Annotated in this window: 16 protein-coding genes and 1 other RNA gene; 7 read left to right on the forward strand and 10 right to left on the reverse strand. The window is 39.4% G+C overall.

Annotated elements, in window-relative coordinates; all coding sequences use genetic code 11:
- Window positions 1-8: 8 nt before the first annotated feature.
- From ACEQ81_RS13835 to ACEQ81_RS13845, 3 genes are read right to left on the reverse strand one after another with little or no spacing between them, the layout of a single operon-like run.
- Entirely contained in the window at window positions 9-359 is a 351-nt protein-coding gene (locus tag ACEQ81_RS13835) for a carboxymuconolactone decarboxylase family protein (protein ID WP_411031493.1), read from the reverse strand.
- A complete protein-coding gene (tatC, locus tag ACEQ81_RS13840; protein WP_411031494.1) occupies window positions 343-1,179 on the reverse strand; it encodes a twin-arginine translocase subunit TatC in 837 nt (278 codons plus the stop codon). The genes ACEQ81_RS13835 and tatC overlap by 17 nt, the downstream gene beginning before the upstream one ends.
- Window positions 1,179-2,144 (reverse strand): SIS domain-containing protein, encoded by a 966-nt coding sequence (locus tag ACEQ81_RS13845; RefSeq protein WP_411031495.1) that lies wholly within the window; start codon window positions 2,142-2,144, stop codon window positions 1,179-1,181. The genes tatC and ACEQ81_RS13845 overlap by 1 nt, the downstream gene beginning before the upstream one ends.
- Before the next feature lie 209 nt (window positions 2,145-2,353).
- Between ACEQ81_RS13845 and ACEQ81_RS13850 the strand changes: the two genes are divergently transcribed.
- Complete coding sequence (locus ACEQ81_RS13850) at window positions 2,354-4,555, forward strand: RecQ family ATP-dependent DNA helicase (protein WP_411031496.1); 2,202 nt, start codon at window positions 2,354-2,356, stop codon at window positions 4,553-4,555.
- Between the two features lie 78 nt (window positions 4,556-4,633).
- Here the strand turns inward: ACEQ81_RS13850 and ACEQ81_RS13855 are convergent, their stop codons facing one another.
- From ACEQ81_RS13855 to ACEQ81_RS13865, 3 genes are read right to left on the reverse strand one after another with little or no spacing between them, the layout of a single operon-like run.
- Window positions 4,634-4,936, reverse strand: a complete 303-nt coding sequence (locus ACEQ81_RS13855; RefSeq protein ID WP_411031497.1) for a CCC motif membrane protein — start codon at window positions 4,934-4,936, stop codon at window positions 4,634-4,636.
- Between the two features lie 29 nt (window positions 4,937-4,965).
- Entirely contained in the window at window positions 4,966-5,301 is a 336-nt protein-coding gene (locus tag ACEQ81_RS13860; protein ID WP_411031498.1) for a CCC motif membrane protein, read from the reverse strand.
- A gap of 14 nt (window positions 5,302-5,315) precedes the next feature.
- On the reverse strand, window positions 5,316-5,615 hold the full coding sequence (locus tag ACEQ81_RS13865; protein WP_411031499.1) for a DUF2752 domain-containing protein: 300 nt from the start codon (window positions 5,613-5,615) through the stop codon (window positions 5,316-5,318).
- A 49-nt stretch (window positions 5,616-5,664) separates the two neighbouring features.
- On the opposite strand from ACEQ81_RS13865, the gene ACEQ81_RS13870 reads away from it, so the two are divergent.
- Together ACEQ81_RS13870 and ACEQ81_RS13875 are read left to right on the forward strand one after the other, a co-directional pair.
- Complete coding sequence (locus ACEQ81_RS13870; protein WP_411031500.1) at window positions 5,665-5,853, forward strand: hypothetical protein; 189 nt, start codon at window positions 5,665-5,667, stop codon at window positions 5,851-5,853.
- Entirely contained in the window at window positions 5,846-6,394 is a 549-nt protein-coding gene (locus tag ACEQ81_RS13875; RefSeq protein WP_411031587.1) for a Smr/MutS family protein, read from the forward strand. The genes ACEQ81_RS13870 and ACEQ81_RS13875 overlap by 8 nt, the downstream gene beginning before the upstream one ends.
- Here the strand turns inward: ACEQ81_RS13875 and ACEQ81_RS13880 are convergent.
- Window positions 6,391-6,906, reverse strand: a complete 516-nt coding sequence (locus ACEQ81_RS13880) for a hypothetical protein (RefSeq protein ID WP_411031501.1) — start codon at window positions 6,904-6,906, stop codon at window positions 6,391-6,393. The genes ACEQ81_RS13875 and ACEQ81_RS13880 overlap by 4 nt on opposite strands.
- A 114-nt stretch (window positions 6,907-7,020) precedes the next feature.
- Between ACEQ81_RS13880 and ACEQ81_RS13885 the strand changes: the two genes are divergently transcribed.
- Entirely contained in the window at window positions 7,021-8,169 is a 1,149-nt protein-coding gene (locus ACEQ81_RS13885) for a cysteine desulfurase family protein (RefSeq protein WP_411031502.1), read from the forward strand.
- Here the strand turns inward: ACEQ81_RS13885 and ACEQ81_RS13890 are convergent.
- The 3 genes from ACEQ81_RS13890 to ACEQ81_RS13900 are packed head-to-tail and all read right to left on the reverse strand — an operon-like array spanning window position 8,166 to window position 12,994.
- Entirely contained in the window at window positions 8,166-8,819 is a 654-nt protein-coding gene (locus ACEQ81_RS13890; RefSeq protein WP_411031503.1) for a hypothetical protein, read from the reverse strand. The two genes, ACEQ81_RS13885 and ACEQ81_RS13890, sit on opposite strands and share 4 nt — an antisense overlap.
- A gap of 10 nt (window positions 8,820-8,829) precedes the next feature.
- On the reverse strand, window positions 8,830-11,298 hold the full coding sequence (locus ACEQ81_RS13895) for a carboxypeptidase-like regulatory domain-containing protein (RefSeq protein ID WP_411031504.1): 2,469 nt from the start codon (window positions 11,296-11,298) through the stop codon (window positions 8,830-8,832).
- A gap of 4 nt (window positions 11,299-11,302) precedes the next feature.
- On the reverse strand, window positions 11,303-12,994 hold the full coding sequence (locus tag ACEQ81_RS13900; protein WP_411031505.1) for a M23 family metallopeptidase: 1,692 nt from the start codon (window positions 12,992-12,994) through the stop codon (window positions 11,303-11,305).
- Between the two features lie 191 nt (window positions 12,995-13,185).
- Between ACEQ81_RS13900 and ACEQ81_RS13905 the strand changes: the two genes are divergently transcribed.
- The 3 genes from ACEQ81_RS13905 to ssrS all read left to right on the forward strand — a co-directional run bounded on the left by ACEQ81_RS13905 (window position 13,186) and on the right by ssrS (window position 13,950).
- Entirely contained in the window at window positions 13,186-13,476 is a 291-nt protein-coding gene (locus tag ACEQ81_RS13905) for a hypothetical protein (protein WP_411031506.1), read from the forward strand.
- Between the two features lie 14 nt (window positions 13,477-13,490).
- Window positions 13,491-13,787, forward strand: coding sequence for a cell division protein ZapA (locus ACEQ81_RS13910; RefSeq protein ID WP_411031507.1), 297 nt, complete (start codon window positions 13,491-13,493; stop codon window positions 13,785-13,787).
- Between the two features lie 53 nt (window positions 13,788-13,840).
- Window positions 13,841-13,950, forward strand: a non-coding RNA gene (gene ssrS / locus ACEQ81_RS13915) — 6S RNA.
- The last annotated feature ends 15 nt before the right edge of the window (window positions 13,951-13,965 follow it).

The raw sequence follows: 13,965 nt of genomic DNA on the forward strand, positions 1-13,965 counted from the left end.
TAGTTTTTTTAACCTTCTTTGTTCTCCAAAGCTTCCCAGTATTCATAGGCCCTACGTAAATGTGGAATAACAATGGTGCCACCTACCAAAGTGGCAATGCCCAAAGCCTCCATAACTTCTTCCTTGCTTAGGCCTTCCTTAAACGAGTTTTCCAAATGGTATTTTATACAATCGTCGCAGCGCAGTACGGCAGAAGCCACCAAGCCCAACAATTCCTTAGTCCTTGTATCCAACGCCCCGGGCATATAGGCATTGGTATCCAAATTAAATATCCTCTTAATGATCTTGTTATTGTCCGATAACAATTTATCATTCATTTTAGAACGATAGGCATTAAATTCCTCAACTGGATCTGACATTTTTACTGGCTTTTTTAGCTTCTCGTTTAAGAACAACTTTAGAAATGTAAATACTTATTTGGTACAAAATTAATATAGGTACTGCCACAACGATTTGACTGGCTACATCTGGTGGGGTAATAACTGCAGAAAGGATCAGTACAATGACCAATGCTATTTTTCGATATTTTCTAAGAATCTCCGGGGTCACCAATCCAACTTTGGTAAGAAAGAAGATAATAATAGGAAGTTCAAAAATAAGCCCACAAGCAATTACGGAAGCCCTAACGGTAGAAATATAGGAACTAAGGTCTATATCGTTAAAAACTTCTTTACTTACTGTGTAACTTCCTAAAAAGTTAATGGAAAGGGGAGCAACCACATAATATCCGAACAACACACCTAGAAAAAACAGAAAGGACGCCACAAAAATAAATCCACGAGAATTTTTGCGTTCCTTCTCATAGAGTCCAGGGCTTATAAACTTCCACATTTCGTAAAGCACATAGGGAAAACCTACAATAAAACCTGCCCAGATAGAAGTCCAGATATGGGCAGAAAACTGTCCGGCCATTACACGGCTCTGTACTCTGAATATGGGTTCGGTACCACAAAACGCCTCGCTAAAACCGAGCATTTTAGACAACTTGCAAAAAACACCGTAGGTAGGGAAATCTGGTTTTTTTGGGCCAAAAATTACCGTATCGAATATAAAATCTTTCATTAAGAAGGCTACACTACCAATAATTACAACAGCCAGTGTTGACCTTATTAGGTGCCATCGCAATTCTTCCAGGTGGTCCAAAAAGGACATTTCATTAGCTTCACTGCTCTTTGCCATTATAATATCCCTTCGTTGATTAGGTTATGCAAATGCACAACACCTTTATAAGTAGTACCCTTTACCGCCAAAAGCTGGGAAATACCTTTTTCTTGCATTATTTCCAAGGCTTTAACGGCCAGCATGTCCTCATCTATTGTTTTTGGATCTGCTGTCATCATATCTTTAGCCGTAAGCCCGCTTATATTATCATATTTATTCAGCATTCTTCTAATATCCCCATCAGTTACAACACCTACAATTATGTCTTTATCCACAACAGCGGTTACCCCTAGCATCTTTTCGGATATTTCTACAATTACCTTTTTTACGTCCGTATCTGGGGTTACCTGTGGTTTTAAATTGTTTGCAACAATATCAGAAACACGTAAATACAGTCTTTTGCCTAAAGAACCTCCTGGATGGTACTTGGCAAAATCGGCGCTGCTAAATTTTTTAAGTTCCAACAGACAAATCGCCAGAGCGTCTCCCATAACCAATTGTGCCGTGGTACTTGTGGTAGGTGCCAAGTTGTTGGGGCAAGCTTCTTTACCTACGTAGGTGTTAAGAACAAAATCCGATTGGTTTCCAAGAAACGAATCTATGTTGCCCGTCATACCTATTAGCTTGTTTTTTCCACGTTTAATAAGCGGCACCAACATTTTTATTTCCGCTGTATTTCCACTTTTGGATATACAAATTACCACATCATCTTTTTGTATGGTTCCAAGGTCTCCATGAATGGCATCAGCGGCATGCATAAAAATGGAGGGGGTACCTGTAGAATTTAAGGTGGCCACTATTTTAGAGGCTATAATGGCACTTTTGCCAATCCCGGAAACAACAACCCTTCCCTTGGATGCTATAATGCAGTTTACGGCATGGGCAAACTCTTCATTTAAAAGAGAAATCAAATTATGAATGGCATCTCCTTCCGTGTCAATGGTTTTCTTTGCTATGTCTAGAATAGCTTTGGTATTGCTCAAGGTAATATTGAAATTAAGTGATTGATTTCCTAAAAGAATGTATTATATTTAAGATTACAAAATTACACAAACTTATTTTATAGGGTATTTTTAAAACGCAATAAAATATTTGATCGCATTTCCTGCAAAAAGATCAAAAATTCATATCTTAAAGAAATTAAGTTCTAGCTATTGATTGGTTATATGGCTTTAAATAGTAAAATAATGGTATGGGATTAAGTGAAATTGATGTACATGCCGCATTAAAGAAATTTTTTGGGTTTAACAAGTTCAAAGGCCTTCAAGAGGGTGTTATCCAAAGTATCGCAAATGGTAAGAACACCTTTGTAATTATGCCTACCGGGGGCGGTAAATCCCTTTGTTATCAACTTCCTGCCTTAATGCAAGAGGGCACGGCAATAGTTGTGTCCCCATTAATCGCCTTGATGAAAAATCAGGTAGATGCCATTCGAGGTGTCTCCTCCGAAAATGGTATTGCACATGTACTTAATTCTTCCCTTACAAAAACAGAAGTAAAACAAGTAAAGAGCGATATCGTTGAAGGCGTTACAAAACTGTTGTATGTAGCTCCGGAATCATTGACCAAGGAAGAAAATGTAAATTTTCTAAAATCTGTAAAACTTTCCTTTGTCGCCGTAGATGAGGCCCATTGCATTTCGGAATGGGGGCACGACTTTAGACCGGAGTATAGAAACCTAAGAACTATCATAGATCGTTTAGGTGGCCAAATACCCATAATTGGTCTTACCGCCACCGCTACCCCCAAGGTACAAGAAGATATTATAAAGAATCTTGGAATAACCAATGCCAATGTTTTTAAGGCATCTTTTAATAGGCCCAATCTTTTTTATGAGGTACGCCCAAAGACACAGAACGTAGATGCGGATATTATTCGTTTTGTAAAGCAAAATTCAGGAAAATCAGGGATTATATATTGTTTAAGCCGAAAACGGGTTGAAGAACTAGCCCAGGTTTTACAGGTAAACGGCGTTAGCGCAGTTCCCTATCATGCAGGTTTTGATGCTAAAACAAGATCAAAATATCAAGATATGTTCCTTATGGAAGATGTGGATGTGGTAGTGGCCACCATAGCATTTGGTATGGGGATAGACAAACCCGATGTTCGCTTTGTGATCCATCATGATATTCCCAAGAGTATTGAAAGTTATTATCAGGAAACCGGTAGGGCAGGAAGGGATGACGGCGAAGGCCACTGCTTGGCCTTCTATTCCTACAAGGATGTGGAAAAGTTAGAAAAATTCATGGCGGGCAAGCCCATAGCCGAACAAGAGATAGGTAATGCCCTATTGCAAGAAATAGTTGCCTATGCCGAAACATCCATGTCGCGTAGAAAATTTATGTTACATTACTTTGGGGAGGCCTTTGATGAGAAAACGGGAAAAGGCGCTGATATGGACGACAACGCCAGAAATCCAAAACCAAGACACGAAGCCAAGGAAAATGTAATAAAACTTATTAAAGTTGTAAACGGTACCAGCGAAAAATTTAAGTCCAAGGAAATTGTATTGACCCTTATAGGACAGGTAAACGCATTGATTTCTTCGCATAAGACCAATGAGAAAGAATTTTTTGGTATAGGATCAGATAAGGAGAAGGGGTATTGGATGGCCTTAGTAAGGCAGGTGTTAGTGGCAGGCCTGCTCAAAAAAGAAATAGAGCAATACGGAATTCTACGGGTAACACCTAAAGGAAAAGAGTTTTTAGAAAAACCAACTTCCTTCATGATGACCCAGGATCATGTGTATAATAAAGAAACCGATGATGCCATCGTAAGTGCTTCTAAAAGCAGTGGGGGAGCGGCCGATGAAAAATTATTACGATTTTTAAAAGACCTTAGGAAATCTGAGGCATCAAAATTAGAGGTACCCCCCTTTGTTGTTTTTCAGGATCCTTCGTTACAAGATATGGCCCTAAAATACCCCATATCTATGGAAGAACTGCTAAATATCCATGGAGTAGGGGAAGGGAAGGCAAAGAAATATGGTAAACCATTTGTTAGAATGATTGCCAATTATGTTGAGGAGAACGATATATTAAGACCAGATGATCTTGTTGTAAAAAGTACAGGAGCCAACTCGGCACTTAAGTTATACATCATTCAAAATGTGGATAGAAAACTACCCTTGGATGATATAGCCGCGGCAAAGGGACTACAAATTTCGGAGCTGGTAAAGGAGATGGAACAAATTGTATTTAGCGGTACCAAACTTAATTTGGGATATTGGGTGGATGAAATGTTGGACGAAGACCAGCAAGAAGAGATACACGAATATTTTTTAGAGTCCGAGACCGATAATATTGAGGATGCCCTTACAGAATTCGATGGGGAGTACGAGGACGAAGAGTTAAGGCTCTATAGATTAAAATTTATGAGCGAGGTGGCCAATTAAAAACTAACCCAACCCGTATAAAACAAAAACCCGGAATTTTCCGGGTTTTTTTTGAATCTAATCGTACGTTATTGGGCCTTACTCAAAACCACCAGAGGAAATCATAGCAATGATTACTCCAAAATAAAGAATAAGAAACACGAGCATAATTAACGAGAGCCCCAATCCAATATAGGAAAGTATCCTTCCTGTTTTCACATTCTCGTAACCCGTATATGCGCTAGGGTCCTCTTGGTACAATTTTTCAGCTTTTTTGGCACTAGATAGTCCAATAATGCTGAATATGGCCGCAAACGGCCCGCAGCATATCAAGGATCCAACAAGGGATATAATGCCCATGGTCAATGCATTGCTGGCTCCTGGTAATGGTTGTTGATTCATAATAGATTATTGTTTGTAATGTTAAATGGTTATTCTTCTATTCCAAATTGCTCCATCATCTCCTGTACCTGCTCCATATAGGCATCCATGCCGCCCATATTCTGTATGGAATATATGGTCCACAATAAACTTATGACCCCTAACACCAAGCCAATAATAGCTACCACTTTGGCTGTTTTAAGTTGCGAGAAATTGGAATAGTTTTCAGGATTGGCCCGATATAGTTTTTCATCTTTTTTAGTCAGAAAAAAAGCGATTCCCGAAAAAAGAATACCGCCAAGACCGGCACTAAAACAGCAACATAGGAAAGAAACAATTCCCAAAACTATGGCTATCGTTACATTAGGTAATTTTTGTTGTTCCATAAAGCAAAGTTTAATTAAATAAGTTTTAAAATAAAGTTGGTCATTATAAATAGAATGCTCGATATCATTAACGTAATGATAATCTTATTGGCATACTTAATCTTGAACAGTTGATCTACCGCCAAAAAACCAAAAAGTAACATGATCGGATAAATGGCGGGGTACATTTTAAATGCGGCTAGGAAATCTCCCTGAAACAAAAAGGCCACGGATCTTTGAAGTCCGCATCCTGGGCAATCCATACCCAATATTCTTTTGCTAATACAAGGGAGCATATAGTCTTGGGCGACCAAAAAAAAGGTGGCTAGTTGCATTTTATAAAAAACAGCTTCGTTTGGTGAAAATTACCATTATTTTTGCTGAATGAAAACAAAACGTATCATTTATTTTATTTTGATTGTTGTTGGTGCGCTTATCATGGGGTTTGGAGATAGTTTTGTAACAAAGGAATATGCCCTTTCCTTGGGCATAGTTTTCTTAATGCTCGGTATCTATAAGTCTACCCAGGTCTGGAACGAAAGTAGAACAAACGAAGAGGATATTGATTCATAAGTTTAACATAGGAGATAAGGTAGCAGGTTTGGACGATACCATTTCTGGCACGGTGATAGCAGTAAATGATTACGAGATCATCATAGAATCCGATGAGGGTTTCCCTTTAAAATATGCGCCTTCAGAATTGATAAACATTTCGGGGGTCCAAAAGATATCGGTTTCCAACTATGAAGTTGCGCAGATCAAGGCAGAAAAGGAAGCAGGAAAAAAGCGTAAGGCCCAAGCGGTAAAACCAAAAGAACGCAATCTTCCAAAAATGGAAGTGGACCTTCACATTAACCAGTTGGTTAAGTCCAGTAAGGGTATGGGCAACTACGAGATTTTGGAAATACAGCTCCAAACGGCCAAAAGGCAACTAGAATTTGCCATCGCCAAGCGTATCCAAAAAGTAGTCTTTATCCATGGGGTAGGCGAGGGTGTGCTTAAGGAAGAACTTGGTTACCTCTTTGGTAGATACGATTCGTTAAAATATTACGATGCCGATTATCAAAAGTACGGTTTAGGGGCTACCGAAGTATATATTTATCAAAATGCCTAGTTCACCACTTCGGTCGTGGTAATTGTACCAAATTCACTTATTGTAAGGTCGGTTATACGCTCACCTGTAGTGTTTACAAAGGAAATACCGCTTAGGCGAATGGTATGCTCAAACATGGTGGTATCCGTAGCGTTTTGCACGGTGGTTATAATCACCTCTCCATCCTCGGCTTCAATTTCTTCCACAACAGCGGGGAGTGTGGGTGGAATATCGTCGCAGAAATAATTTGTGGTAACATTTTCCGAAAAAATTCTATAAGTAACCTTGGATTGCCCTGGTACAGCGCTGGTAATATCCGTTTCCGTAGCAGCGTTGGCCAGTATACCGCTTTGCAGTTCCAGTATAAGGGCCTCGTCGTTATTAATCTTGAAGAAAATTGTACTTCCAATTGTAGCGGTACTTTCACAGAAATCTATGGAACTACTATCAAAATCTATGGTTTCTATTTGAAGATCTCCGTCGTTACATGAAAATAAGAAGATCAACGCAGATAAAAACAGTGTTTTTTTCATGTCTCAAATTTAAACGAAATAAAAGTGATTATCCTAGAGGTTTGTTCGGATTTTAGGAGAAATTAACTTTATTTGGATTAATTTTGGTGAATTTTCTAAAACGATGTAGTTACAATGCAAAAGGTATATCTAGATAACGCAGCAACCACCCAGGTAAGGACAGAAGTTATTACAAAGATGCAAGAGGCACTTGCCAATTTTTATGGCAATCCATCCTCTACGCATAGTTTTGGAAGATCGGCTAAGACAGCTGTGGAAAGTGCCAGAAAGACGATAGCAAAATATTTAAATGCACATCCTTCGGAAATTATATTTACCTCCGGGGGTACCGAGGCGGATAATATGATTTTGAGAGGGGCCGTAAGGGATTTAGGCGTTAAAACGCTGATTACCTCTAAAATAGAGCATCATGCGGTTTTGCATACTGCTGAGGAACTAGAAAAGGAATATGGAATAGCACTACATTACGTAGCCCTTGACGATTTTGGCAATCCGGACCTTACCGATCTTGAAAATTTACTGCGGCAAGATAGCTCCAAGAAATTGGTAAGTCTAATGCATGTAAATAATGAGATCGGTAACAAAATAGATTTAGACGCGGTTTGCCAGCTCTGTATTGATCATGATGCCCTTTTTCATTCAGATACCGTGCAGTCCATTGGGCATTATGCTTGGGATGTTAGGCAAACACCGGCAGATTTTCTTACGGCAGCGGCCCACAAATTCCATGGGCCCAAAGGAATAGGATTTGCCTACATTAAGAAGAACACAGGATTAAAGGCGCTTATTTTTGGTGGTGCCCAAGAACGCGGATTTAGGGCAGGAACCGAATCTTTTCACAACATTGTTGGCTTGGAGGAATCGTTCATCGCGGCCTATGATAATCTGGAGGAAGAAAAAGATTATGTTACCGGGTTGAAAAGACATTTTATTGAGAACATAAAAAAGGAAATACCTTCTGTAACGTTTAACGGCCATTCCGGAGACTTGGAAAAAAGTACGTATTCGTTAGTAAATGTATGCTTGCCTTTCGATGAGCAAAAAGCGCTAATGTTACTTTTCCATCTAGATATTAAGGGAATTGCCTGTTCTAAGGGCAGCGCGTGTCAATCTGGGAGCAATAAGGGTTCTCATGTGTTGACCGAAATTTTGTCCGAAGAGCATCTTAAGAGACCGTCATTGCGGTTCTCTTTTTCTAAATACAATACCATACAGGAGTTGGATTATACCATTGCAGTTCTTAAGGAATTTGCCGAAAGCTAATTTTTCCTTTTATTCCTTTTGCGTTCCTTGTCATAGGGGAATTTCCGAGTAGCCCTTTTCATCATCCCATCAATAAGGGCCATGGTGTTTTTACCCGATTTTTTATTGATTTCCTTCTCGTATTTCCAAAGTAATTTGCCTGTGTCGCCATCACTTATTTTGATGCCAATACGACCATAGCTGGCATCGCCTAAAATATAATCGATAAAACTGAAATCTGTTTGCACCCCCTTGGAAAGCAACACGTTGAGGTCTATATTGCCGCTGATAATACCATCGACCTTTAAAATCTTGCAAAGATCCTTTATAGTATAGATGTCTATGTTCTGATAAGTGATTTTCTGCTGGGCCAAGATGGCATTGGTGTTTGCAACGTTCTGAAATTCCACAGAGAACTTCTTACGGTTTTTTCTTCTAGAGAAATAGGTTTCCAAGGCATTCTGTACCGCTTTGCCCTCTTTTTCCTCCAGGGTTTTTAGCTCGTTCTTGGATATATCTTCCTCCAAATCCAAGTTGGTAAGGAACGGAATAATGGCCAGGGTTTTATGGTTCTTGCTAAGCGCATCAAACTTACTGCTTTCGTATATGTTTTTCTGAGCAAAGAGGCTAAATGAAGCTAAAGTAAATAATAGTGCTATGTGTTTTTTCATTTTCGATTTTCTAAAATCTAAGGCTGAGTTTTAAATTTAACCTTCGTGCCGTTAAAAAATTTGGAACCGCAAACTGCTGCTTACTGTCCACATCACGCACCCAAGTGTTCGTAATGGAATTTTGATTGTTGAACAGGTTAAATATTTCAATTCCCGCATTTAACTCCTTTAATTTATACAACCAATGGTTTTCAGGAAAGGTTTTCTCCCTGTCGACAAAAATATAGGAAATTCCTAAATCTACCCTTCTATAGTCTCTTAATCTATTCTGAAAAATATACGGATCGGCGTAGTTTGGTGATCCTCCTGGCACCCCAGTATTGTATACCAGATTTAAATACATCTTAAGATCCGGAATGGTTGGCACGTAATCCTGAAATAGGATACCTACCTTCAACCGTTGGTCAGAGGGTCTGGAGATATACCCCCTATCATTGATATTCTCCTTTGTTTGAAGATATCCAAGGCTAATCCAAGATTCAGTTCCCGGAACAAACGCTCCATGCATTCTAAGTTCCGCGCCGTAGGCATAGGCCCGTGCATTATTGTTGGCAACATATCTAATACGTACATCTTCAAGGGTATATGGGTTTACTTGGTTCAATTTCTTATAATAGGCTTCACTTGTTAGCTTAAAAGGTCTGTCCCACAGAATAAAACTGTATTCATTTCCTAAAACCAGATGAATAGACTTTTGTGCCTTTACTTTGGGTCTAATTGTACCATTTTCATCCCTTAGCTCCCTATAAAAAGGTGGCTGTTGGTATAGACCTCCCGAAACCCTAAAAAGCATGTCCTTTTGCCAATTGGGTTTAATGGCAAACTGTAGTCTTGGACTAAAGATGGTATGGTTCTTTTTTTCAATATTTACACCACTTACGGTCCAATGGTGTGCCCGGAACCCAATGTTGTAATAAATGTTATGTTTTTTCCATTGGGTACTTTCGCTGTATTGCGCATATCCGGAGAATCGGTTGGTCTTAACAAAATTCTGGGCCGTTACACCATCAAAGGGCACAATGGGTGCGTTAAAGGGTTCCTGGGGTTGGTTATTTACAAATGGAGGTAGTGGCGGACGTATAGAAAAACCCGCAGAATCTATAAACTCCGATTCTCGTATCTGGTCCCTAATATCTTCATGGGTATATTTAAATCCCCATTCTATTTCCTTTCTATCTTGGATAAATTTTCCGCCGTGAGACAAACTTAAAATTAAGGCGTCCAAATCGTTCCTCGCCCTGTTAAATTGAGATCCCAGCCCCCTTGTTGAGGTTACTTCACCTAAATTATCACTGGCTAGGTCCGTATTTACAGGTCCTAGTTCGTATTGGGCAATAATATCGGAGTACTCTTCCTCTGTAGTATGATAGAGCGATGAAATAAATTTCAACGCTAACTTGTCATTTACAAAATAATCTGCCTTAAAGGCACCCAAGGAAGTTTTATATATGTTTTTCTCTTGTCCTTGATAAAATACCAGCAGCGCCATAGGATTGGTCAATGTGCCAAAATTTGTTTGCCGGGTCAAAGGTTCGTTCTGGTAATCGTTTATGGACAGATTCCCTAAAAACCCAAGTTGAAACTTTTTGGAGAAGTTATAGGTAAGATAGGTCTGCACATCCGCAAAAATGGGATTGAAGTTTGTTTGTGTCTGTAGGCTGTTCACCAAAAGGCTGTTATCCCTAAATCGGACGCCGGTAATAGACGTAAAGTTTTTGTGCTTGGAGGCGGTTTCCAATGTTGCACTGGCACCGAGCAAGCTGGCGTTTACCTGAAGCCCAAATGCAGTGGGCCTTTTGTAGGTAATATCCAATACGGAAGATAACTTGTCGCCATACTTGGATTGAAAACCTCCAGCAGAAAAAATCACGTTCTGAACCATATCGCTATTTACAAAACTTAAGCCTTCTTGTTGGGCCGAGCGTACCAAAAAAGGTCTATACACCTCTATTTCGTTTACATAAACAAGATTTTCATCATAATTTCCACCACGCACGTTGTATTGAGTGCTTAATTCATTGCTAGATGAGACTCCCGGGAGTAATTTTAATATGTTCTCTACACCCGCATTGGCCCCCGGTATACGGCGTATTATTTCTGGTGCAATATTGGTGATCCCCGCCACACTTTTTCTTCCTTCGGAGGTAACAACTACCTCGTCTACCTGCACAATATCGGTCTTCATAACAGGGTTAAATTCAAAGGTCTCATTGGTAGAAAGTATCAAATCCTGTAACACAACGTTTTTATTCCCAAGGTGGGAAAAGGTTATGGTTTTTTTTTCGTCTGCCAGTATAGCAAGGACATAAAACCCGTCTTTATCCGAAAAAGTGCCACCTTCGGGAGTACTTATGTTTACGTTGGAAAGAGGAAGGCTATCCGTGTCCATAACCACCCCTGTAATGATGGCAGATTGGCCCCAACCTATTGCCATGCCACTTAGGGAGATAAGAAAAAAAAGAAGTTGGGGATGCTTCAATGGTTTATTTTCTATAAAAAGTACTGGTAAAGGTGTTGGAATTACCTACATTATCAACAACCACTACTTTAAGTTCACATTGTTTCTTGTCCAGTATATTATCGTCAAAATTATACGTAAGTGTTTTGGTCTTTGGTTCGTACTCCATAAGAATCCAATCCCCGTTTAGCGTGGCCGAGTAAGAATCCACTCCACTAAGATCGTCCCATATTTGCAGACTTAAGTAACTGTAATTGTTAAGCCACTGTTTATCCTTAAAATTCTTAGCCCTTATTTTGGGCGCCAAGGAATCTACGGCCAAGGTGTAGGTACCCAAATAACGGGTTCTGGTGGTAAAGGTATTCCCCCTTTTAAAAGTGGAAACATAATTTGGCTTTAGGTTTTTATCCAAACGGGCAATGAATAGTTGTTTTCGTTCTGTCTCCGAATATTTGGATGTATCAAAAGTAATGGTAAAATTACGATGTGCGGGTACCTGGTTGTTATGTACAGTAACGGTATCGTTCCCTTTTTTTAAGTCGATATAAAAATCTTCATAAAACGTATTGGCAGGAAAATAAACCTTGGCGACCCCTAGGTCGTAGTTGTTTGGCTTTTTGGCTATAACATAGTTATCGGTTTTATTTTCCTCTTTTCTTACTTTTAACGGCTGTCTCTGGCCTTCAACAGGTATTTCTACTTTAGTTAGATTGCCTTCCAAGTCGGTAAGTAAAATTTCCACCTTATAGGTCAACCCTTCCTTGACCACAATTTTACCGTCGTTATGAAGGGTGTTGTAAATTCCCAACCGATTACCCAACGCTTTAAAACATAGCTGGATACGGCGGTTGTATTTACCAAAATAGGCATAATCTATTAGCCTGTTTATATATCGGGTTTCGGTAAAGGAAAAAGCCTCAAAATCATAATCGCTGTATAATTTTCCGTTCACAAATTGCTGCACCCTATGAATCCCATTTTTGTTGGCAGCAAGGTCTTGCCGGTCAAATGCGTTGAATCCAAACCCAATGGTACCCAATGCATAGACCTTATCGGCCAATAGTGTTCCATCTTCTTGCCTGCTAAAATTTATCCGTGATCTCTGCATGCTTTGGTTCAGTTGGGCATCTTTGGACAACGGATATCCGTGTAGTGTTAGCAAAGTGGGGTTAGTGGCATCTCGCACTTCCAAACCATATAACAAGGGGTTTGTGGGTTTCTCCGAAACGCTGTTTCGTATTTCAAAATGCAGGTGCGGGCCAGAAGAACCCCCTGTATTGCCCGTATAAGCCAAAAGTTCCCCTTGTTGCAGTTTAAGTTCCCCGTACTCCGGAAACACCTCTACCTCGTAAGACTTTTTTTTGTATTGCAATTTTTTTATGTAGGTCTCTATTTTTGGTGAAAATTTTTGAAGATGCCCGTATACGGAGGTATACCCATTAGGATGAGCCAAATAAATTACCTTGCCGTAACCCCATAAGGACACCTTAATTCTTGTTACCGTTGCATCACCAATGGCATATACAGGCAATCCTTGCCGCTGCTGGGTCTTTATATCTATTCCGGAATGAAAATGGTTGGATCTGAGCTCGCCAAACGTACCGGCCAAAATTAATGGAATATCCAATGGAGGTATAAAAGCATCTTTGGGGTAATTTTCCTGACCGATTATTTGGATCGAAAAAAATAACAGTAGGCCTAAAACAGTGATTCTCATAATATGCATAAGTTAGTACGAAAGTAACCATTACCGTTGAATTCTAGAAAACCCCAAGGCTTAAAAAGACCGATTTTCCGAATTGGCTCAATTAAAAGGAATTAAAGTATAGCTTCAAGAATAAATAGGAAAAGTATTGCGAAGTCGGTAGATGTATGTTAACTTTGTGTAAAATGCATTGACATTTGCAAATGAGCGAATTGGTTGAAATTGTTGATTCTTTAGAGAACAAAATTAGCAAGTTATTGCACAAGTTAGAGTTGTTGAACAAAACTAACTTGAGATTGGAAGAAGAACTTGGTTCTTTAAGAAATGACAAAGATGCCATACAAAACTCCTTGAACGAATGGGAGGAAAAATACGAAGCGCTCAAAATGGCAAATTCAATGGTAGGCAGTAGTACAAATAAAACAGAAGCTAAGCTTAAAATAAATACTTTGATAAGGGAGTTGGATCATTGCATAGCCCAACTCGCGGAGTAACGTTCAATAAAGGTATGGCAGAAAAGCTCAAAATAAAGCTTTCTATAGCGGACAGAGTATATCCTTTAACTATTGATCCAAGTCAGGAGGAAGGATTGCGCAAAGCCGCCAAAAACATAGAACAGCTTGCAAAAAAGTTTGAGCAGAATTATGCCGTTAGGGACAAACAAGACGTATTGGCCATGTGCGCCCTTCAGTTTGCTTCCAAAATTGAACAGAAAGGCATCGACACTGTTGAAAATACCACAGAGGTCACAGAGCGTTTAAAGGCTTTGGATCAACTGGTAAGTTCTAAGATTAGCGCAAAATAAGTTCTTTTAAATAGATAAAGTTACTGCCCACATTGGTAATTAATTTTTGACAAACTCAACACTAATTTGTTTAAAGAGGGTGAGTTTAGGTTGTAAAAGCAAGCCTTACTTGTATAAGGATCCTTGATCAATCTGGTAGCCCTAAACCTGTTTATTGGAGTTTGTACAGAACCTCCAC

The sequence above is a fragment of the Spongiimicrobium sp. 3-5 genome, from assembly GCF_046557915.1.
GTDB lineage: Bacteria > Bacteroidota > Bacteroidia > Flavobacteriales > Flavobacteriaceae > JBHEBG01.